General features: G+C 65.8%; 22 protein-coding genes. 7 read left to right on the top strand and 15 right to left on the bottom strand.

Annotated elements, in window-relative coordinates:
- Nucleotides 1-148 precede the first annotated feature (148 nt).
- Nucleotides 149-595: an REP-associated tyrosine transposase gene (locus ACZK3J_RS13280; RefSeq protein ID WP_049462776.1), complete on the top strand. Its 447-nt coding sequence runs from the start codon at nt 149-151 to the stop codon at nt 593-595.
- Between the two features lie 208 nt (nt 596-803).
- Here the strand turns inward: ACZK3J_RS13280 and ACZK3J_RS13275 are convergent, their stop codons facing one another.
- The 7 genes from ACZK3J_RS13275 to ACZK3J_RS13245 form a co-directional block, all read right to left on the bottom strand.
- Nucleotides 804-2264, bottom strand: a complete 1461-nt coding sequence (locus ACZK3J_RS13275; protein ID WP_134951615.1) for an esterase-like activity of phytase family protein — start codon at nt 2262-2264, stop codon at nt 804-806.
- Between the two features lie 21 nt (nt 2265-2285).
- Nucleotides 2286-4604 carry a TonB-dependent receptor gene (locus tag ACZK3J_RS13270; RefSeq protein ID WP_478475925.1) on the bottom strand — a complete coding sequence of 773 codons (2319 nt, stop codon included), beginning with the start codon at nt 4602-4604 and terminating at the stop codon, nt 2286-2288.
- 305 nt (nt 4605-4909) lie between these two features.
- Nucleotides 4910-5467 carry a YrhA family protein gene (locus ACZK3J_RS13265; RefSeq protein ID WP_277778482.1) on the bottom strand — a complete coding sequence of 186 codons (558 nt, stop codon included), beginning with the start codon at nt 5465-5467 and terminating at the stop codon, nt 4910-4912.
- 155 nt (nt 5468-5622) lie between these two features.
- Nucleotides 5623-6072 (bottom strand): DUF2894 domain-containing protein, encoded by a 450-nt coding sequence (locus ACZK3J_RS13260; RefSeq protein ID WP_223224633.1) that lies wholly within the window; start codon nt 6070-6072, stop codon nt 5623-5625.
- Nucleotides 5990-6628 carry an OmpA family protein gene (locus ACZK3J_RS13255; RefSeq protein WP_046986176.1) on the bottom strand — a complete coding sequence of 213 codons (639 nt, stop codon included), beginning with the start codon at nt 6626-6628 and terminating at the stop codon, nt 5990-5992. Before ACZK3J_RS13255 ends, ACZK3J_RS13260 begins: the two co-directional genes overlap by 83 nt.
- Nucleotides 6625-8889: a DUF802 domain-containing protein gene (locus ACZK3J_RS13250; protein WP_478475924.1), complete on the bottom strand. Its 2265-nt coding sequence runs from the start codon at nt 8887-8889 to the stop codon at nt 6625-6627. The genes ACZK3J_RS13255 and ACZK3J_RS13250 overlap by 4 nt, the downstream gene beginning before the upstream one ends.
- A gap of 10 nt (nt 8890-8899) precedes the next feature.
- A complete protein-coding gene (locus ACZK3J_RS13245; protein WP_478475923.1) occupies nt 8900-9553 on the bottom strand; it encodes a DUF3348 family protein in 654 nt (217 codons plus the stop codon).
- Between the two features lie 145 nt (nt 9554-9698).
- Between ACZK3J_RS13245 and ACZK3J_RS13240 the strand changes: the two genes are divergently transcribed.
- The 4 genes from ACZK3J_RS13240 to ACZK3J_RS13225 all read left to right on the top strand — a co-directional run bounded on the left by ACZK3J_RS13240 (nt 9699) and on the right by ACZK3J_RS13225 (nt 12658).
- Nucleotides 9699-10616, top strand: a complete 918-nt coding sequence (locus ACZK3J_RS13240) for a M14 family metallopeptidase (RefSeq protein WP_032129976.1) — start codon at nt 9699-9701, stop codon at nt 10614-10616.
- Between the two features lie 84 nt (nt 10617-10700).
- A complete protein-coding gene (locus tag ACZK3J_RS13235; protein WP_049462769.1) occupies nt 10701-11111 on the top strand; it encodes a hypothetical protein in 411 nt (136 codons plus the stop codon).
- A gap of 2 nt (nt 11112-11113) precedes the next feature.
- Nucleotides 11114-11806, top strand: coding sequence for a hypothetical protein (locus ACZK3J_RS13230; RefSeq protein WP_032129974.1), 693 nt, complete (start codon nt 11114-11116; stop codon nt 11804-11806).
- A gap of 96 nt (nt 11807-11902) precedes the next feature.
- Nucleotides 11903-12658: a DUF3307 domain-containing protein gene (locus tag ACZK3J_RS13225; protein ID WP_134951469.1), complete on the top strand. Its 756-nt coding sequence runs from the start codon at nt 11903-11905 to the stop codon at nt 12656-12658.
- Between the two features lie 49 nt (nt 12659-12707).
- On the opposite strand, the gene ACZK3J_RS13220 is transcribed toward ACZK3J_RS13225, so the two are convergent.
- The 7 genes from ACZK3J_RS13220 to ACZK3J_RS13190 form a co-directional block, all read right to left on the bottom strand.
- A complete protein-coding gene (locus tag ACZK3J_RS13220; protein WP_049462768.1) occupies nt 12708-13100 on the bottom strand; it encodes a diacylglycerol kinase in 393 nt (130 codons plus the stop codon).
- Between the two features lie 82 nt (nt 13101-13182).
- Nucleotides 13183-13809, bottom strand: coding sequence for a hypothetical protein (locus tag ACZK3J_RS13215; RefSeq protein ID WP_478475922.1), 627 nt, complete (start codon nt 13807-13809; stop codon nt 13183-13185).
- 49 nt (nt 13810-13858) lie between these two features.
- Nucleotides 13859-14395 (bottom strand): nuclear transport factor 2 family protein, encoded by a 537-nt coding sequence (locus tag ACZK3J_RS13210; RefSeq protein WP_049462766.1) that lies wholly within the window; start codon nt 14393-14395, stop codon nt 13859-13861.
- 72 nt (nt 14396-14467) lie between these two features.
- On the bottom strand, nt 14468-14815 hold the full coding sequence (locus ACZK3J_RS13205) for an RcnB family protein (protein WP_049423027.1): 348 nt from the start codon (nt 14813-14815) through the stop codon (nt 14468-14470).
- Nucleotides 14816-14976: 161 nt separating this feature from the next.
- Nucleotides 14977-16008, bottom strand: a complete 1032-nt coding sequence (gene arsB / locus ACZK3J_RS13200) for an ACR3 family arsenite efflux transporter (protein ID WP_049462765.1) — start codon at nt 16006-16008, stop codon at nt 14977-14979.
- Nucleotides 16009-16022: 14 nt separating this feature from the next.
- Nucleotides 16023-16526, bottom strand: coding sequence for an arsenate reductase ArsC (locus ACZK3J_RS13195; protein WP_257470769.1), 504 nt, complete (start codon nt 16524-16526; stop codon nt 16023-16025).
- 15 nt (nt 16527-16541) lie between these two features.
- Nucleotides 16542-16871: an ArsR/SmtB family transcription factor gene (locus tag ACZK3J_RS13190; RefSeq protein WP_257470770.1), complete on the bottom strand. Its 330-nt coding sequence runs from the start codon at nt 16869-16871 to the stop codon at nt 16542-16544.
- A gap of 17 nt (nt 16872-16888) precedes the next feature.
- Here ACZK3J_RS13190 and arsH point away from each other — a divergent pair, with 17 nt between their 5' ends.
- Complete coding sequence (gene arsH, locus ACZK3J_RS13185) at nt 16889-17617, top strand: arsenical resistance protein ArsH (RefSeq protein WP_121503470.1); 729 nt, start codon at nt 16889-16891, stop codon at nt 17615-17617.
- A gap of 30 nt (nt 17618-17647) precedes the next feature.
- Here the strand turns inward: arsH and ACZK3J_RS13180 are convergent, their stop codons facing one another.
- A complete protein-coding gene (locus ACZK3J_RS13180) occupies nt 17648-18058 on the bottom strand; it encodes a MerR family transcriptional regulator (protein ID WP_414577109.1) in 411 nt (136 codons plus the stop codon).
- A gap of 84 nt (nt 18059-18142) precedes the next feature.
- Between ACZK3J_RS13180 and ACZK3J_RS13175 the strand changes: the two genes are divergently transcribed.
- Nucleotides 18143-18772: a cation efflux transmembrane domain-containing protein gene (locus tag ACZK3J_RS13175; protein WP_257470772.1), complete on the top strand. Its 630-nt coding sequence runs from the start codon at nt 18143-18145 to the stop codon at nt 18770-18772.

Here is an 18772-nt window from a genome sequence, read left to right as displayed (position 1 = left end):
TCCGGTAGTGCCGGCCGCTGGCCGGCAGCCCATAGTCTCCGGTAGTGCCGGCCGCTGGCCGGCAACCTCATTCAACTTCAGACATCTCCGAACTTCCATCGAGGCAGGGCCTGACGTTCAACGCGCAATGATCGCTCCACCATGGGGCATGAGCAGCCATCGCCTCCGCCTGGGCCGTCACTCGATCATCGGCCAGGTCTACGTTCTGACAACGACCACACATCAGCGCCGCCGGCTCTTTGAAAGCGAAGCTGCAGTGGCATGTGTAATCGACCAGCTTCATTACATCGAACAGCGCGGGCTCGTACAGTCACTCGCATGGGTCGTCATGCCGGATCACGTCCACTGGATGTTCGAGCTGCGTGCAGCTCACCTTTCAGGCATTGCGCGCCGAATGAAGTCGTCGAGCGCGCTTGCCCTGAATCGCCTGGCGGGTCGTCGAAGTACGGTGTGGCAGCCTGGCTACTTCGACCACGCCGTGAGGGCCGAGGAGTCGCTGGCGCGGCAGGCGCTGTACATCCTGGGGAATCCGGTACGCGCCGGTCTTGCCCGTCAGGTTGGCGAGTATCCGCATGCGTGGTCGATATGGGCGTGATGCCGGCCAGCGGCCGGCACTACCGGTTGCGGTGAGGGCTGAGCAGGCGCTGTACATCCTGGGAATCCGGTACGCGTCGGTGTTGCTGGGCAGATTGGCAATTATCCGTATGCGTGGTCGGTCTGGTCGTGATGCCGGCCAGCGGCCGGCACTACCAGGGGTTCGAACATGGCGGTTGCCGGCCAGGGGCCGGCACTACCCGTTGCAGTCAGGGTAGCGTGAAGCGGTAAACCAGCACGCGGTTGTCGTTGTCGTACGCGCTGTCGCAGGATTGGCCCTGCATGCGGCAGTGGCGGGCGATGAAGTCGTTGTCGTTGCCGATCAGCAACAGCACGTCGTTCGGATGCTGCGGGTCCAGCGCTGGCAGTACGTCCATGGCTTCCCACTTTTCCGAGAGCAGCCCGGCATGCGGGCCGCGCTTGGTGTTCAGGTCAAGGCCGGCACGCGCCAGCTGCGGGCGGTCGAGCAGGTTCAGCAGTTCGTCGCTGCGTGCGGGCACGATGCCGTCCTTCAACACGGTGCCCGCCGGGTCGGCCAGCACCGAGGCCGTACCGGACTCATAGTTGCTTCCTGCCAGGTTGCTGGCATCGGCCACATCCACCAGCAGCACCGACTTGTAGACGATCGGGTCATCGCCGTCCTTGCCCAGACCGTTGCCATCGCGGGCCAGCAGCAGGAAGCGGTGGGCATCCAGTGCACGCAGCTCGCTCTGCGCGGCGGTGCGGTCCAGCTTGCCCTTGCCGTCGTGCGCGTAGGCGGGCAGGGCCATCACGTAATGGCCGATCGGCTGCTGTGGCGTTGGCGAGGCCGTCACGTCATAGACCAGCACGCGGGTGTTGATACGTCCGGCCGCGTTGCCCTGTGCGCTGTCCTGCAGCGTTGCACTCTGCAGGGCGACGAACAGGCGGGTGCCGTCGGGTGACAGGCCCATGCCCTCCACACCCTGGTTGTTGCGCCGGCCGGTCTGCGGTGGCGCCAGCGAACCGAACGCCAGCTTGCCTTCACGCTGCGGACGGATCGCGGACGGCGCCACGATCACGCCCTGCAGGTGCCCCTGCGCATCGAAGTAGTAGACGTTGGCGGTGTACTCGTCGCCGATATAGAAGTGGCCATCGGTGGTGAACTGCAGCGACTCCGCATCCAGCGAGACCTTGCCCGCGCCCGCGCCGCTGGCCGGCGAGGGCAGCACCACCTCGCGCTGGGTGATCGTGTGCTCACCCGGGTCGGCACCGGTGAACGGCTGCCCGTTGAAGTCCTTCAGCACCACACCCTTGTCCGGCACCATCGTCAACGTGCCGAGTGCACCGGGCTTGGCCCGGATAACGTCGATACGCAGCTGCATGCGCTCCACGCGGCCAGCGTAGTCGTAGAACAGGCCAGCCTCGGGGTCGTTGCGGCCGCGGTCGGGCAGGGTCCACAGTACGCCTTCGTAGCCGCTGGCGGTGCGCTTCCAGGTGCCAGGCTGCACTGCCAGCGACGAGAACGAGCCCAGCGTATCGCCGAGGAAGTCCACCGTGCCCGCCGGCAGCCGCCCGGCGGCGACCAGGCCTTTATCCACGTAAGTACGACCGCCCAACTGCAGGGTGCGTGGCGGTGTGCCAGCGGCCTCGTGCGGAGCGGAGTATCCGCTGGCGGAGAGGGTGGCCAGCAGCAGGGCGGTCGCGAGCATCAGTGGACTCCGGGCGGAAGATCAGAAGCGAAGGTCGATCGTACCGAACACCTGGCGCGGTGCCGAGGCATGGAACACGTACAGCTTGCCGGCCGGGTCGCTGGGTGCGAACACGCTCGAATCCAGGTTGCTGGCGTAGCGCTTGTTGGTCAGGTTGGTCACGTTGAAGGACAGGCGCATGCCCTTGGCAAAACCGACCTGGCCGAAGTCATAGCCACCGGCCAGATCGAATACGGTGAAGCCACCGAAGCCCTGGTCGTTGGTGTAGGTGTAGAAGCGCTCGCCGGTGTACTTGCCACGCAGGCTGGCGAACCAGCCGTTGTCACGCCAGGTGATCTCGGTGGCCAGCAGCTGCTTGGGCGTGTCGGTCTGGATCCTGCCCTTGATCTGTTGCTCGACACCGGCCTGCACGTAGTTGGAGGCGTAGGTCGAACGGTTCAGCGAGGCCGAGGTGTACCAGCTGAAGTGCTCGTTCGGGGTCCACAGCACGGTCAGCTCGGCACCGCGGCTGTCGACGCCGCCGACGTTGTAGAAGCGGTTGCCGCAGGTTGGACCCACCGGCTGGCGCGAATCACAGGGGTTGTACTGCAGCAGGCGGTTGTCGAAGCGCACGCTGTAGGCCGCGATCGAGGCCTGCAGGGTATCGGTGACGAAGCGGTAGCCGGCTTCGAGTGAGCGCGATTCCTCCGGCTTCAGATTGCCCTGCGCGTTCCAGGTGGCCTGGCTGACGGCCTGCGGGCCCAGCTTGAAGCCACCCTGGAACATGGCGATGTTCTCGGCGTAGCTGGCGAAGAGCTCGTGGTGCTCGGCCAGGCGGAAGTTGGCACCAACGCTGGGCAGGAAATTCTTGCTGGCCTTCAACGAACCGGTGGCGAACTGGTTATTGGAGGTCGGCGAGATCGGCGCCTTCGCGTCGCCCGGCAGTGCCTGTGCATCAGAGGTGGCGTGCGGGCTCTTGGCGCCGAACTCCAGGGTCAGGCGGTCATCGAGCAGGCGCCAGGTGTCCTTCAGGAAGAACTGATGGGTCTTCCAGCGGGTGCGCTGGGCGAACACGCCGACATCCGAGGGCAGGGTGTTCATGCCGCTCAGGTCACGCGGGCCGTCCACGGCGGTCTGGTAGCGCTCGGCGCTGCTGGTGTTGCGCTCGTACCAGACGCCGCCTTCGATGCGGTGCGCGCCCAGCTCCCAGTCGAACGACAGCGTGCCGCCATCGCGGTCGATGGTGTAGATAGTGTTGCGGAAGATGATCGGAATCTCCTGTGCGGTGCCTTTGTTCGACCAGGCGCCGCTGTTCCAGTTGTGGCCTTCGCCGCGGTCATCGTGGTGGTAGGCCAGGGCGCGCAGGCTGAAGCCATCGGCCAGGAAGAAGTCGCCGGCCAGGTAGTACAGGTTATCGTCGCGCAGGATCTGCCCGGCGGTGAAGGCACCATCGGCATCCTTGTCCGGGCCGCTGCTGTCGCACTTCTTCGCATTGAAGCTGGCGGTGTTGCAGTAGGCCTTGGCCACCGCCTTGTTCCAGTCCGGCGCGTAGCCGCCCCAGTCCCAGCCCAGGCCGCGCGACATCTCGTCCTTGGACAGGTAGAAGTAGTCCGCCTGGGTGGTGCGCGAGGTATGGACGAAACCGGTGATCTGGCCGCGGCCAAAGTTCCACACGCCCTTGGCGTTGAACTGCTTGGTGGTGGATTTGTTGTAGGCGGTCTGGTCATTCCACAGATCGGAGACGGCATTCATGCCGGAAACGTAGCCGGAGAAGCCGTTGTACTCGCCGCTGTCCACGCGCACGAAGGCGCGGCGGTTGGCATCGCTGCCGAAGGTCTGCACCACGCGGCCACCCAACTCCTGGGCTGGGCGGTCAGAGGTATACGAGATGGTGCCGCCGAGGTTGCTGGTGGACGGCGTGCCGAGGCTGCCGATGCCCACCGCCAGTTCCGCGCCGGCCATGTTCTCGCTGATCAGCGCACGGTTGATGGTCAGTCCGTTGTAGTTGTTGTACGCACCATCGCCCAGCGGCACGCCGTCCAGCGTGTAGCCGAGGCGGGTGGAGTTGAAGCCACGCAGGCTGAGCGTCATCGACTGCTCATTGGTGCCCAGTGCATCGGCCGACTGCGCGTTGACACCCGGAAGCAGGTTCAGCGTCTTCTGCAGGCTAGTGCCTGGCGGCAGGATGTCGAGGTTCTCGCGGGTGATGCGCTGCACCTGGCGCGCTTCACCGCTGCCGATCACCGAAACCGCATCGAGGTTGGTGGCGGAGGGCGTGCTGGAGGTCGGGGCAGCATCCTGCGCCCAGGCCGCGGGAGCGAGCGCGATCGACAGCGCAGCGGCCAACAAAGTCTTCGTCATGTTACGGACACTCAGGCAGGCACGAGCCACCGCACGGGCGCGGAGCTCATGGAGTTCAAAAGGGGAGACAAGCGATGCGACCGGTGGCGCTGCAGGCGCCGTGGGTCAACGTGAAAATGGTGCGCTAGACAGATGACTGTCTGGTGACACTGTCATTTGTGCTGGCAACTGGCCCGCGGCGCGGCGTCTCGTTGCACTCCAAACGGCCGGTTTACTGCATTGGTAGATGCCAACCTTGGTTGGCATGCGCAGCGTTGAATGGATGCTGCGCCACTCAGTTGTAAGAGTTTCGGCCCAGGTTGCCGTCAACAGCGTTGTTCTATCAAATCGAGTATGTGGGACAGAAGTCTGTCGAAGGAGGCAAACTCTTCATAGACGTTATCGAACGCCACTTTGTCGCGGACTTGGTACAGGCCGGTTCCAGAGTCGAAGACATAGCAGTCCATATCACTCTCTCCGAGCTCTATATAGCCGTCCATGAATCCCTGGTCGCGTGCAAGGAGATTCATTTCCACCAACGCAAGGGCTGAGCCGCCATCGGAATAGGGGCGTGGAATGCTCGAGTAAAGGAATGCTCCCTCTGCTGCCAGACCGTCGTGGCTTGAAAGGAAGTCCAGATAGGACTCCGGCAGGGCGATGCCAAGCGTAGAAAGCGCCAAGCTCTGGAGGGCTTCGATGCAGGAACGTCCAAGTGAAGGGCCAAGGTACATCTCGGCTTTGCTGAGAGCCGCGCGGAGCTTGAGAAGTCTGGCTTCTATTGAAGGCTGCATCTGCTGAGGTTGGAGCTCACGGGCGAGGGTATCAGGCAGACATTGGCGAGATTCATCACCCGACGTCAATTCAAGGCGTTCCAGACAGGTCAAGCCAGTCAATCAATGACGCGATTGGCAATCGGCGTCGATTGGGCAGCAGCGCGGCTGGGAATCGAAAAGCGCCAACCAAGGTTGGCGTCTACCAGAAGCGTGGATCAGGATTCTCGTATCCAGGAGCGCCGAACGGGGGCGGCGTCAATGCGCGATCAACCCGCGTTGCGCGGCTTGCGCGTGCGCTTTGGCTTCGCGGTATCGCCGCCGCTGGCGGCGCCATCCTGCAGCGCCTGCAGCCAGGACAGGGTGTCCACGTAGTCGATGAAGTGGCGCAGGTAACCGGGGCTGGTCGACTGCATCGTGTCGAGCATGCGCTGCACCAGCACCGCCGAGTTCAACGGGCCGCCATCGGCCGGAGCCTCGGTGCGCAGCGAGCGGCGCACCTGCAGTTCGCTGCGCAGTTCCGACCACTCGCGCTGCACCTGCTGCAGCATCGGTACCTGCGGGTAATGCGGCAGCGAACGCGATCCCGCATCGAGATCGCGCACCAGTGCGCGCAGGCCCTCCAGTGCGGGCGGCTTACTTGGCATCCGCGGCCTTGGGCTTGGGAATCGGCGCGATTTCCACGCGACGATTGCGCGCGCGGCCGTCTTCGCTGGCATTGGAGCTGACCGGCTGCTCGCTGCCGAACGCGGCGGCGAATACCGCGTCAGCCGGTACGCCATCGGCAATCAACGTGCGGGTCACGGTCAGCGAACGCTGCGCGGACAGCTCCCAGTTGTCGGCGAAACGCCGGTTGCCTTCGCGCACCGGTGCGTCATCGGTGAAGCCGCTGACCATCAGGATTTCTTCGCGCGTCCCCAGATAGGCGGCCAGCGGTGCGGCCAGGCTGCGCAGCAGCTCCTGGCCTTCCGGCTGCAGCTGGTCCGAGTTCAGCGCGAACAGCACGCTGCCGCTGATGCCGATGCGTCCATCGACCAGGGTCACGCGACCGGCGGCCAGCGGGCCCGCCAGCGCCTGTTCCAAGGTCTGCAGGCGCTTGGCTTCGGCCTGGCGCTGCTTCACTTCCTGGTCCAGTCGCTGCGACAGCTCCAGCTGCACGGCAACCACACCGACCAGTATCAGCACGAACGCGCCCAGCAGCACCGACATCAGGTCGCCGAAGGCGGCCCAGATCGGGGCGTGTGAGCCGCCGTCGACCTCCAGCTCGTCGCTCATGCGCTGCCGGCCTTGCCGCGGCGCGTGGCCAGCTGCTGCAGTTCTTCCATCACCTGCTTCTGCGACAGCAGGCTGAGGTCGACCACCTCGCGTGCCTGCGCCACGTAGTAGGCCAGCTGCTCGTCGCTGCGCGCCAGCGAGGCATCCAGTGCGCCGCCGATCTGTTCCAGACGGCCGGACAGCTCGGTGGAAGCGCTGCCGAACTGCGCAACCGCGTCGCCGAAGGCGCCAGCCAGCTGGCCAACGTCGCCCGCGCTGCCGCTGAGCGCTGCGGCAATGCCATCCAGCTTGCCGGTCTCGGCGGCGATATGGTCGGTGAAGCGGTTGCCGACGCGTTCCAGCAGCTCGGCCGAACCACCGACCAGCGCGTCCACGGCGGTGCGCTGCTCGTGCGAGGCATGGTTGATCGCATCCAGCAGGGTCTGCACGGTGGCCAGCAGCCGGCCGCGCTCTTCCAGCATCGCGTTGTCGCGCACCAGGCTCTCGGAGAGCGTGCTGCGCAGCTCGTTGATGACGTCGGCGGCGGCCTTCGGCGCAGCGGCGGCGGTCTGCAGCAGGGTGGACACTTCCGCCAGCGTGGCGCTGGCCTGGGCGCGGCCGTTCTCGCCGATCTGCTGTGCGGTGGCCGCCAGCGTGTCGCAGACCTGCTGCTGCTGCGCGGCCAGGCGTTCACCGTTGGCCTGCAGGCGCTCGGCCAGATCGGCGGAAACGTGCTGCAGGGCATCGCTCCAGCGCTGCAGGCGCTGTTCGTCGCCGGCCTGCAGCTGGGCCTGCAGCGCGGCGTGGGCCTGCTGCAGTTCGGCACTGACCGCATCCCAGCGTGCCTGGCGCTGCTGCTCGCGGCTGTCCAGGCTGGCCTGCAGTTCGGCGTGCGCGGTCGCGGCGGCGGCCTGCGCGGCCTGCCACCGCTGCGAGCGCTGCTCTTCATGATTCTGCAGCAGCGCCTGGCTGGCGCTGTGATGCTGTTCCAGTGCCTGCAGCAGCGCCTGCGCACGCGCGTCCAGATGCTCGCTGGTGGCCAGCAATGCCTGCTGCTGGCGTTCGACCAGCGCGGTATTCAACGCCTGCTGCTGTTCGGCGGCGGCGCGCCAGGCCTCGGCATTGCCGCTGGCATCGGCATGCAGGCGCTCGCCGATGCGTGTCACCAGTGCTTCGGCCTGCGTGCCCTGGCCATCGCTGAAGGCCTGCAGGTGCTGACGCAGATCACTGACCAGTGCCTGCTGTGTCTGGCTCTGTTCACTCAACGCCTTGGCCCAGCTGGCCTCGGTCGCCACGCGACTGCGCTCGAAACCGTCGCTCAGGCCGGCCAGCTGCTGCTGCACGGCCTGCTCGACGCGGGCATGCAGTGCTTCGCCGTGATGGGCCAGGCCAGCCAGGGTGGTCTCGGCCATCGGCTGCAGCGCGCCACCGATGGCGGCGGCGCTAGCTTCAGCTCCTTCGCGCAGCGACTGCTGCAGCGAGACCGCCAGGCGTTCCTGCAGGGCCTGGCTCTGGGTCAGGAACTCGGCCTGGCCGGCCAGCAGGCGCTCATTGGCGGCCGCACTGTGCTGTTCAAAGGTGCTGGTCATCGCCTGCAGGCGGTCGACCAGCGCCGGCAGCGCCGCGGACTGCGCCTGCAGCAGGCGCAGCGATTCGGCACGCTGCCAGGCCTGCGAGTACGGATGCAGGTCGCCGGAAATGGCGCGATCCAGCTGCTGCACGGCCTGCAGGCGGTCGCGGCGCAGCAGCGCCGCCAGCAGGCCGAGCATGGCCGAGCTGGCCACACCGGCGATCGAGGTGCCGAATGCCACGGCCAGGCCCTGCACCGGCGAGGCCAGCGAGCCGCGGATGGCGGCCATGTCGGTCGCGCTCTGCAGGGCCAGGCCAGTGCCGCGCAGCGTGTCCATCATGCCCAGCAGGGTGCCGAGCATGCCCAGCAGCACCAGCAGGCCAACCAGGTACGGGGTCAGTACCGGCGCGGGCAGGGCGGTGCGCTCGCCTTCCACGCGCAGGCGCACGGCGTTGCGCAGGCCCATCGGCACGCGCTCCAGCCAGGGGGCCAGGCTTTCCTTCGCGCTGGACAGGTCACTCAGTGCGCTGCGCAGGCCGTTGCTGGCCTGGCGGTAACGGTACAGCTCCACGCCGCCGGCGATGTAGCAGGCCGCGATGATCGCCGCCACCGCTGCACCCAACGGATGCACCGAAACGTAGCCAATGCCGATCCAGCACACGGCCAGCAGGCCGACAAGGAAAACAACGACATGGAAAGCAGTTCTGGACATGGTGTTCCGGTCAGTGGGAGCGCAGGGCGTCTTGCAGCCCTTCGATCGGGTGGAAGCGCAGCTGCAGCTCGGCAAGCAGCAGGGTGCGCATGTCATGGCGGAAGGCCGCGCGCCAGCCGGGCTGGCCGTGCACGCGTTCAAAACGGGCGCCGAGCACCGCCGGCGCAGTGGCCAGCAGGCTGTGCTCGCGCGGGGTGAGGGTCTGTTCCATCACCGCATCGACCTCGGCCAGCCGTGCCAGCTCGGGTGAAACCTGCACCAGCTGGTCGCGCAGGCGGCCGCGCAGGCGCCCGGTGGCGGTCTGGATGGCCTGCTGCAGTACCCGGTAGCGCTGGCGCAGCGAGGCGAAGTTGGGTGCGGCGGTGGCTTCGGCCAGGTCCAGCAGGCGCTCGGCCTCGGCATCCTCACTGATCGAGGCCAGCAGGCTGGCATGGGCCTGGGCGCAGTCGTCCAGCACATCCCCGGCCGCTTCGGTGGCCTCACCCGGCTCGGGCAGGCGTCCGCCGAGCGCCCCGGACAGGGCCACGGCACGGCTCCAGTCCACCCATTGGCCGAGGCGATCGGTCAGGGCGGGACTGCTGGCCGGCATCGCGCCGTCGCTGAGACGGGCGAGCAGGCGGAGGAATTCCGGTCCACCCAGGACCGGCTGCGCTGCGTTCGCCATCAAGGGGTGAGGGGCCAAAAACCGTTGATTTTACAACCAGATGACCCGGCCTGGATGAAGGCGGGGCCGGGGGAGGGGACCCGCAGGCGCGACAAGGCTTAGAATGACCGGCTGCACCCATCCCGTTCGACCCTTGGAGTACCCAATGACTGTTGCGCAGTTCTACCCGATCGGCACCCCCGGACAGCCCTGGGGCGACGCGGAACGCGCACAGTGGCGGGCCCGCCAGCAGCGCCAGCGCAGCTACCACGACGACGTGGTGGCCGCCCTTGAACGCCTGGACGACAGCTTCGATGTGATCCAGTACGGTCAGCTGGACTATGCACCTGACCATTACCCGCTGTTCGCCGTGGTCAACCACGACTGGAACCCGGCGCTGCCGACCGCGCTGATCACCGGTGGCGTGCATGGCTACGAGACCAGCGGCGTGCACGGCGCGCTGCAGTTCCTGGAACAGCAGGCCGAGCGTTACCTGGGCCGGCTGAACCTGATCGTGGCGCCGTGCGTCAGCCCGTGGGGCTACGAGCGCATCCAGCGCTGGAACCCGGATGCCATCGACCCCAACCGCAGCTTCCGTGACGGCGGCCAGATCGAGGAAGCCGCCGCGCTGATGCGCTGGGTGGCCGAGCGCAAGCCGAACCTGCTGGTGCACCTGGACCTGCACGAGACCACCGACAGCGACCTGCACGAGTTCGATCCGGCGCGCTGCGCCCGCGACGGCAAGCCGTTCGAGCGCGACACCATTCCGGATGGTTTCTACGTGATCGGCAACAGCGAAGATCCGCAGGCCGAGTTCCAGAAGGCCCTGATCGCCGCAGTGGCGCCCATCACCCACATCGCCCCGGCAGACGCCGAAGGCAACCTGGTCGGCCTGCCGCTGCAGTCGCCGGGCGTGGTCTGGGGCGAGTCGCGTTCGATCGGCGCCTGCGCCGGCTTCACCGACGCGCGCTTTGCCACCACCACCGAGGTCTACCCGGACAGCCCGCGCACCAACCCGCAGGAATGCAATGATGCGCAGGTGGCGGCGGTGTGCGCAGGCCTGGATTTCGCCCTGACGAAGTAAGGCACGTGGGTGTGCAAGCGGACCCGGCAGGTTCCTGCACGATGCGCCGGGTCATAGGATCGATTGTCGGGTTACGATCGGGCGATGACCACGATCAAGATTCTGCCCCGGCCATCACTCGTATCGGTCTTGGTGGCGACGACCGCACTCGGTGGATGCAAGCTGTCGGCGCTCGATCTGACGCCGCCGCGGGTGATCCAGCTGTCCTGCAGCAGCACAAGCGCCACGCCCCAGACGCCGATGGTGTTGATCCTGGACTCCGGCCAGGCGTCGGTGGTCTGGGTCAACCGTCCGAGCGCGCGCGCGGGCAGGCTGGAGGTGGAGGCAAACGTGTATCGGCTGGATTTTCCGCCGGTCGCTGGCGCGGGCAGGCTGCAGGCGGTGATCAACCGCTACGACGGTAGAATGGCGTTGAGCGGGCCCGGCACAGATGTGGCCGGCGCTGGCCAGCCGCAGATGTCCTGTGAGGTACAGCCTGTGCAGCCCAAGGTATGAACATGCCCGATACATCGTCTGATCTGATTGCCGTGCTTACCGGCGACCTGGTCAAGTCCACGGAGATGGACGCGGCCACCATTGATGACGTCCGTGAAGTGATTTCCGTTGCCGTGGCCCAGGCCATGGAGTGGCCTTTGCCGGGCATTGTCGGCCCCGAGTTCTACCGGGGCGATGCCTGGCAGCTGGCGGTCACCCAGCCGCACGGTTTCCTGAGGTTGGCGACCTGGATCAAGGCCAAGCTTGCCGCATCGGAGTCGCGGGCGCGCACCCGGATCGCGATTGGACTGGGTACGGTAGAGGCATTGGACCGGAAGGCGGTGTCGCGTTCGCTGGGTGAGGCATTCGTGCTGTCCGGTCGGTTGCTTGAATCCATGGGGCGCACGCAGGACATGGACGTAGCCCTGCCAGTACAACGGGAGGATCTGTACTGGTTACCGGCAGTGGTGTCTGCCTGCGATGTTATTGTCGCGCGCTGGACACGCAGTCAGGCTGAGGTGGCGTCGTTGTTTCTGATCCCCGATGCCCCCTCGCAGTTGGAAGCTGCCAATGCGTTGAACCGGCACCGACAATCGGTGAACCGGGTCTATCACGATGCTGGCGTCTTTGCCTTGCTGGCGCTGATCACCGCGGCTGAACGTGCACTGATGCAGCCGTACGGGAGCGTTCACGGTTCTGGAAAAGCAACTAAATAGCGTTGCTTTGGCTTAAGCAACTAAATTTCGTTGCTTCTGGCGGCGACTTGGCTATCGCGAAGCGAGCCACAGGAAGGACTCACAGGCAGAAAGGACATGCTTGAAACGCTGCTCGTACTGTTGACCGCTCACCTTGTCGCCGATTTCGTGCTTCAGACCACGAAGATGATCGCGCGCAAGCAGGAACTGCATGGCCTGCTGCTGCACGTAGCAGTGGTGCTGCTCGTCATCGCCGCGCTGACCGGTTCAATCAACCCATGGGTCTATCTCATCATCGGTTTCAGCCATGCGGTGATGGACTGGATCAAGGTGCATTGGCTCCCCGATGGCGTGCACGCATTCGTCATTGACCAGTTGGTGCATATCGCCTTCATCGTGTTGATCGCGTTGATGTTCCCTCACGTTGCCCGCGATGGCTGGTACGGGATGATCCCGACCCAGGTCCAACTGTTGATGTATCAGGGCATGTCGATCGCGAGCGGCTTGATCCTGGTGGTCAACGTCGGCGGCGTCCTGGTGGAGAAGCTGCTTGCGCCGTTCACGGCAGGACTCAATATGGGAAGCGCAGAATCGGCGCCTACGACCGCAGCCGTGCAGAGCGACGATCACAAGGGCATGCAGACCGCAGGGCGCTATATCGGGCGGCTGGAAAGAGGCTTGATCTTCATGTTCCTGCTGCTGGGCCAACCGGAGGGCGTGGGGTTGATGCTGGCCGCCAAATCGGTGCTGCGCTTCGCCGACCGGCAGGCGCGGGCACACACCGAATATGTGATCATCGGTACCATGCTCAGCTTCGGTTGGGCCATCGCCGCAACCATGTTGACCAAGCTCGCCATCTCGCATTGGCGCTAGCGGCTGCGGCGTTGTGGCACCGGGCCATGCCCGGCGGGTCGGGCGCGAGCTAACCCAGCAGGATCACGCCCCACACCGTGCCGACCATCAGCAGTGCGGTGGTCTGGGCGGCGCTGCCCATGTCCTTGGCGTTCTTGGACAGTGGGTGGTGGTCAAGCGAGATGCGGTCGACCACCGCTTCGATGGCCGAGTTCAGCAGTTCCACCAGCAGGCTGATGAAGCAGACGGCCAGCACCACGGCGCGTTCGACCGGACTGATGTCCAGCAGGAACGCAGTGGCGATCAGCAGCGCATGCAGCAGCAACAGCTGCCGGAATGCGGCTTCGCCACGGAAGGTGGCGATGAAGCCGTCGCGCGAATGGATCAGCGTGTAGAAGATGCGGCGAAGGCCGGTCTTGCCATGCGGGTACTTGCCGCTGTCCTTGGGGGAGGGTGGCTGCATGCCGGTCCTGCCATGAAGTGATCTCACGACAGGATGTGCAGGCGGGCGTCGGGAAAGCGTCGGACGCCCGTTGGATTTTCCTTCAGCCGGCCTGGCGCTGCGGCTGGATGGCCTGGTCGAGGGCATCCAGATCGTCGGTCGGCGAGGCCAGCCATGCCGGGTACGCCTCGGTCTCGACGAAGGCGGAGGATCGCAGCACATCATCGAATGCCGGATTGTCCTTCTCCGCATGGCGCAGCAGTCCGGACATCAGCCCGCAGATGCGGACGGCCGCCTGGAAGGCACCCTGCAATGAACCGGCCGGCTCGGTGACCGTGTTGAGGAAGGCTGCATAGGCCGGGCCATCGAAGATGAAATCCTCGCGGTTCTTGAACGCTTCGCCGCTGAGGTTGGTTTCGCCGGAGACGTGCCGGGAGAATCCCCAGGACCAGATGTCGAGGAAGCGCAGGTCATCCAGCATCCGGCGCGCATCGTCATTCAGTGGAACGGCGCCGGACAGGGCGTGCTCCAGCGTGGCCGCTGCGAACGGCTCGGTGCCCTGGTGGGCCAGGAAATCGCTCAGGCAGCGCAGTGCAGCGGGATGATGCGGGTCCAGTTGCAGCGCACGGTAGATCACGCGGGCGCCTTCCACGTGACGGCCCTGGGCGATGAAGATGTTGAGCGCGTGGTGGGCGAGCTGGTCGGCGTTGAGGTCGGCAATCCGGGTCATCGGGTCTGGCTGGCATGGACGAACGGTGGGCACCACTCTGACAGATCACTCATTCGGCCGGGCTGCGTGAATCGCGGATCGAATAGATCACCGAGAAGATCTTCCAGCCCTGTTCGGTGCGGATCAGCTGCCACATTTCCTTGCCCCAGTTGGTCTTCACTCCATCGTCGTGGAAGCTGTAGTCAAACGACACCGAGGCCACATCGCCATCCGTTTCGATCTTCGTGTTGGAGAATGTCTCCTCCTTCGGTTTCGGCGACGCAACGACGCCGTCGATCAGCGCGATGAAGTTGTTGGCGGGAATCTGCCGTGCCTTGATCGCATCGGGCTTGGCCTTGCGGATGTCCTGCAGGCGCACATCCTCGGAGACAAACTGCCAGCCGATGTCTTCCGCCTTGTCCGAGAAGAACAGGCTCATGTAGGTCGGCTTGTCCTTGTTGATCAACGAGGTGCGGAAGGATTCGACAACCTGTTCGATGGCTTTTCCATCGGCTGGACTGTGGGCTGGACTGTTGTTGCCGGCATGGCCTGGCGACGCTGACAGCAGAAGCGCGAGGAGGGCGAGTGGTGCTCTTGATGTCTGCATCTGCAGCTTCCGGGGACAAGGGGATGCTGCCGGGACGTTTCGTTACATCAGCGCCCCGGCGCATCCCCTCATTCAACGATGCAGCGCGTCGATGATCAACCCAGTAGCAATCTCCACCAGCAGGTACTCGCTATCGGACTGCCGGACCCAACGCTGGTCGCGGCCCGGCTCGCGCAGGTGGTAGCGCGCATAGTCATCCACCCAGTAACGGCGGTCCACTTCCGCCCATGGCAGGCGCTCACCGCGACGCCAGGCCTTCTTCTGCCAGCCCGGCGGCGGTGCATCACGGTTGTGCGGGCCACCGGCGTGCGGCGGTGGCCCGTTGCCGCGCGCATGGTGCGGCGGATCGGCGAAGGCCGGTGCCGCGGCCAGCGCGGCAGCCGTGGTCAAAGCAATGGCGAACAAGCGTGCGGTGTTCATCGCAACCTCCGGGCCTTGCCGCTGCATGCGGCGTCGTGCCGTGGAGTATGGATCAAGGAATGTGAACGGACTTTTGAGCTGTCACCGTAGCAGCAGGGCGCATTCCACGGCGTTGCAGCTGGCGGCTCGGGCACGACGCCGCCGCCTCCGGCATGGCCGCCTCAAGCGCGCTCGCGCGCCTCATACCAGTTGCGTGACCGGTTCACGATCTTCACCACCGAAAGCATCACGGGTACTTCAATCAGCACCCCCACCACCGTGGCCAGCGCCGCACCGGAGTGGACACCGAAAAGGCCCACGGCCGTCGCCACCGCCAGTTCGAAGAAGTTGCTGGCGCCGATCAGTGCCGACGGCCCGGCCACACAATGCGCCACACCCAGGCGCCGGTTGAGCAGGTAGGCCAGGCCGGAGGTGAAATAGACCTGGATCAGGATCGGGACCGCGATCAACGCGATCACCAGCGGCTGCTGCACGATCTGCTGGCCCTGGAACCCGAACAGCAGCACCAGCGTCAGCAGCAGCGCCGACAGTGACAGTGGCCCCAGCTGGCGCAGCGCCGTCTGCAGCCCGGATTCGCCATGGCGCGACAGGATCCAGCGCCGCAGCAATGCGGCCACCAGTACCGGAACCACGATGTACAGGCCGACCGACAGCAGCAACGTATCCCACGGTACGGTGATGGCCGACAGCCCCAGCAGCAGCGCCACCACCGGCGCATAGGCCACCACCATGATCGCGTCGTTCAGTGCCACCTGGCTCAGCGTGAAGTTGGCATCGCCGCGGCACAGGTTGCTCCATACGAACACCATGGCCGTGCAGGGCGCGGCCGCCAGCAGGATCAGGCCGGCGATGTAGCTGTCGATCTGGCCGGCGGGCAGCCAGTCCGCAAAGACGTGGCGCAGGAAGAGCCAGCCCAGCAGCGCCATCGAGAATGGCTTCACCGCCCAGTTGATGAACAGCGTCACCCCGATGCCTTTCCAGTGCTGGCCCAGCTGGCGCATCGCACCGAAATCCACCCGCAGCAGCATCGGGATTATCATCAGCCAGATCAGCACCGCCACCGGCAGGTTGACTTTGGCCACTTCAGTCGCCGCCAGGGAGGCGAAAGCACCTGGCAGGAAGTGCCCGAGCAGCGTGCCGACGATGATGCACAGCGCGACCCAGAGCGTCAGGTGGCGCTCGAACAGGCCCATGGGTGCCGCTGTGCTCATGGCGTGCGCGCTGCCGGCAGCAGATGGCCGATCTGGTCCAGGGCCTGCTGCAGCATTCCGCGGCCCTGCCACACGTGCCCGGGCAGCGCCAGCAGGGCCTGCACGCGTGCCTTCACGATGGCATGCGCGTGGGCGAAGGCGGCAGCCTTGTCGGCATCGCTGCCCCCTACCGCGGCCGGGTCCGGCAGACCCCAATGGCTGCGGATGAAATCACCGAACACCACCGGGCAGGCTTCCGCTGCCGCCGCACCGCAAACGGTGATTACCAGATCCATGGGGGCGGCATCAGCGAACTCATCCCAGGATTTGCTGCGCAGTCCCGCGACCGGCATGCCTTCGGCGCGAAGCTGTGCAAGCGCGAACGGATTGACCTGGCCGGTCGGGTGGCTGCCGGCACTGAAGGCCGTGAATCGGTCGCCGCCCCATGCGCGCAGGGTGGCTTCGGCCAGCACGCTGCGCGCGCTGTTGCCGGTGCAGAGAAACAGGATGGAGCGGGACATGGTGGCGTTTCCGAATCAGCAGCTGCAGGGATTGCGCGACGGCGCGCACTGTTCGCTGGGCGAACCGGCGCAGCAGTTGTGCGTGAGGTACTCGATCAGGCCGGTCATTGCGCTGAAATTCGCGCGGTAGCAGACGTGGCGGCCCTGGCTCTCGCTCTCGACCAGGCCGGCCTGTACCAGCTCCTTCAGGTGGAAGCTGAGGGTGGCGGGAGGAACCTGGAGCGTTGCGGCGATGTCGCCGGCCATGCGACCGGCCGGGCCGGCTTCGACCAGCAGGCGGAAGGCTGCCAGGCGGGTGGCGTGGCCGAGCGCGGTGAGCGCAGCGATTGCATTTGACGTTTCCATATTTCTAGAATAGTAGAATGAATAAGCCGATCACAAGTCCTTCGCTGCCCCATCTGAGGGAGGCTTCGCTTCCCCAGCCAGATCACCAGCGATTGGCGGCCGAACGCCAGGGACCGCCACGCATCCTGCTGCTGTATGGCTCACTGCGTCCGCAATCGTTCAGCCGCAAGCTGGCACTGGAGGCCGAACGCCTGCTGCAGCATCTGGGCTGCGAAACGCGCGTGTTCGATCCACATGCCTTGCCGCTGCTGGACAGCGTGGACAAGGGGCATCCGGAAGTGCAGCGACTGCGCGAGTGGTCGCACTGGTCGGAAGGGCAGGTGTGGGTCAGCCCGGAGCGGCACGGCACGGTGACCGGCGTGTTCAAGAACCAGATCGACTGGCTGCCACTGGAAGACGGCAGCGTGCGGCCGACCCAGGGCCGGACGCTGGCGGTGATGCAGGTCTGCGGCGGCTCGCAGTCGTTCAACACGGTCAATACGCTGCGGGTGCTGGGCCGCTGGATGCGCATGCTGACCATTCCCAACCAGTCGTCGGTGGCCAAAGCCTGGCAGGAGTTCGACGAAGACGGGCGGATGAAGCCTTCGCCCTACTACGATCGTGTGGTGGATGTGGTCGAAGAACTGGTGAAGTTCACGCTGCTCACCCGCGGCCGCGCCGACTACCTCGTGGACCGTTACAGCGAGCGCAAGGGCGATGCGCTGGCGGCGGAGCTGGCGCGGGCGGCGGGAGCGACCGGCGTCTGAGGGAGATGCCGAATCGCGCACGATTCCAGTTCAGGTAGCCGGCGCGGGCCGCAGGGCTTCCAGTACCTGGCAGTCGGCCACGCGCCCGCCGGGGCAGTTGCCGATCATCCGCTGCAGTTCGCCCTGCAGCGCCTGCAGGTCGGCAATCCTGCGCGCGATGTCGGCAATGTGCGCCTTCACCGCGTCATCCACCGAACTGCATTGGTGCTCGCGTTGTTCGCCAAAGGCGATCAGTTCGCGGATCTGCTCGATGGCGAACCCCAGCTCGCGCGCACGGCGCACGAATGCCAGCCGCCGTTGGTCCTGTGCGTCGTAGCAGCGGTAGTTGCCCTGCGAACGCAGCGGCGGCTGCAGCAGGCCGATCTTTTCGTAATAGCGGATGGTCTCTGCCTTGGTGCCGGTCTGGCGGGCCAACTGGCCGATGGTGAGTGGGGCTGTCATGGGCTTGACCTTGTAGGGGCTACAAGGTTGATAAAGGCAGCTCCCTTTCATTTCAAGCCCGGGCGCGCCCGGCGGAGCGCCTCCATGGACCAGTGCTGCGGCCACAAACGCCAGGAGCTGGCATCGATAGCGCTGCACAGCGCCCAGCGGCGGGTGCTGGTGGCGGTGCTGGCAATCAACCTGGCGATGTTCTTCATCGAGTTCGGCGCGGGCCTTGCCGCGCGATCCAGCGCCCTGCAGGCCGACGCGGTCGACATGCTGGGGGATGCCATCGTCTATGGCCTGAGCCTGTGGGCGGTAAACCGGGGCGCGCGCTGGGAGGCGGGCGCGGCGCTGGCCAAGGGTCTGCTGATCCTGGCCTTCTTCGTGTTCATCGTGTTCGAAGTGGCCGGCAAGCTGGTCAATGGGGTGCCACCGTCCAGCACGCTGATGCTGGTGTTCGGTGGCATTGCCCTGGTGGCGAACCTCACCTGCCTGGCGCTGCTGTGGCGTTTCCGCGGGTTGAACATCAACATGAAGAGCACGTTCGAGTGCTCGCGCAATGACGTGGCCGCGAACCTGGGCGTGCTGGTGGCCGCAGGTGGCGTGGCCATGACCGGGCGCGGATGGCCGGATATTGTCGTCGGCGCAGTGATCGCCCTGTTGTTCCTGAGGTCGGCAGTGGGCGTGATCGCCGAAGCGTGGCCGGCATGGCGGGCAGCACGCCGCCAGTGA

Source organism: Stenotrophomonas sp. 86428_Sma (genome assembly GCF_056481585.1).
The sequence above is the reverse complement of the archived record's forward strand: the minus strand, read 5'-3'. Positions and strand labels throughout refer to the sequence as shown.

Bases quoted from the DNA above. Each gene is read 5' to 3' on its own strand.
- ACZK3J_RS13280 (WP_049462776.1), top strand. From the start codon at position 149: ATGAGCAGCCATCGCCTCCGCCTGGGCCGTCACTCGATCATCGGCCAG.
- ACZK3J_RS13275 (WP_134951615.1), bottom strand. From the start codon at position 2,264: ATGCTCGCGACCGCCCTGCTGCTGGCCACCCTCTCCGCCAGCGGATAC.
- ACZK3J_RS13270 (WP_478475925.1), bottom strand. From the start codon at position 4,604: ATGACGAAGACTTTGTTGGCCGCTGCGCTGTCGATCGCGCTCGCTCCC.
- ACZK3J_RS13260 (WP_223224633.1), bottom strand. From the start codon at position 6,072: ATGCCAGCGAAGACGGCCGCGCGCGCAATCGTCGCGTGGAAATCGCGC.
- ACZK3J_RS13255 (WP_046986176.1), bottom strand. From the start codon at position 6,628: ATGAGCGACGAGCTGGAGGTCGACGGCGGCTCACACGCCCCGATCTGG.
- ACZK3J_RS13250 (WP_478475924.1), bottom strand. From the start codon at position 8,889: ATGTCCAGAACTGCTTTCCATGTCGTTGTTTTCCTTGTCGGCCTGCTG.
- ACZK3J_RS13245 (WP_478475923.1), bottom strand. From the start codon at position 9,553: ATGGCGAACGCAGCGCAGCCGGTCCTGGGTGGACCGGAATTCCTCCGC.
- ACZK3J_RS13240 (WP_032129976.1), top strand. From the start codon at position 9,699: ATGACTGTTGCGCAGTTCTACCCGATCGGCACCCCCGGACAGCCCTGG.
- ACZK3J_RS13235 (WP_049462769.1), top strand. From the start codon at position 10,701: ATGACCACGATCAAGATTCTGCCCCGGCCATCACTCGTATCGGTCTTG.
- ACZK3J_RS13230 (WP_032129974.1), top strand. From the start codon at position 11,114: ATGCCCGATACATCGTCTGATCTGATTGCCGTGCTTACCGGCGACCTG.
- ACZK3J_RS13225 (WP_134951469.1), top strand. From the start codon at position 11,903: ATGCTTGAAACGCTGCTCGTACTGTTGACCGCTCACCTTGTCGCCGAT.
- ACZK3J_RS13220 (WP_049462768.1), bottom strand. From the start codon at position 13,100: ATGCAGCCACCCTCCCCCAAGGACAGCGGCAAGTACCCGCATGGCAAG.
- ACZK3J_RS13215 (WP_478475922.1), bottom strand. From the start codon at position 13,809: ATGACCCGGATTGCCGACCTCAACGCCGACCAGCTCGCCCACCACGCG.
- ACZK3J_RS13210 (WP_049462766.1), bottom strand. From the start codon at position 14,395: ATGCAGACATCAAGAGCACCACTCGCCCTCCTCGCGCTTCTGCTGTCA.
- ACZK3J_RS13205 (WP_049423027.1), bottom strand. From the start codon at position 14,815: ATGAACACCGCACGCTTGTTCGCCATTGCTTTGACCACGGCTGCCGCG.
- arsB (WP_049462765.1), bottom strand. From the start codon at position 16,008: ATGGGCCTGTTCGAGCGCCACCTGACGCTCTGGGTCGCGCTGTGCATC.
- ACZK3J_RS13195 (WP_257470769.1), bottom strand. From the start codon at position 16,526: ATGTCCCGCTCCATCCTGTTTCTCTGCACCGGCAACAGCGCGCGCAGC.
- ACZK3J_RS13190 (WP_257470770.1), bottom strand. From the start codon at position 16,871: ATGGAAACGTCAAATGCAATCGCTGCGCTCACCGCGCTCGGCCACGCC.
- arsH (WP_121503470.1), top strand. From the start codon at position 16,889: ATGAATAAGCCGATCACAAGTCCTTCGCTGCCCCATCTGAGGGAGGCT.
- ACZK3J_RS13180 (WP_414577109.1), bottom strand. From the start codon at position 18,058: ATGACAGCCCCACTCACCATCGGCCAGTTGGCCCGCCAGACCGGCACC.
- ACZK3J_RS13175 (WP_257470772.1), top strand. From the start codon at position 18,143: ATGGACCAGTGCTGCGGCCACAAACGCCAGGAGCTGGCATCGATAGCG.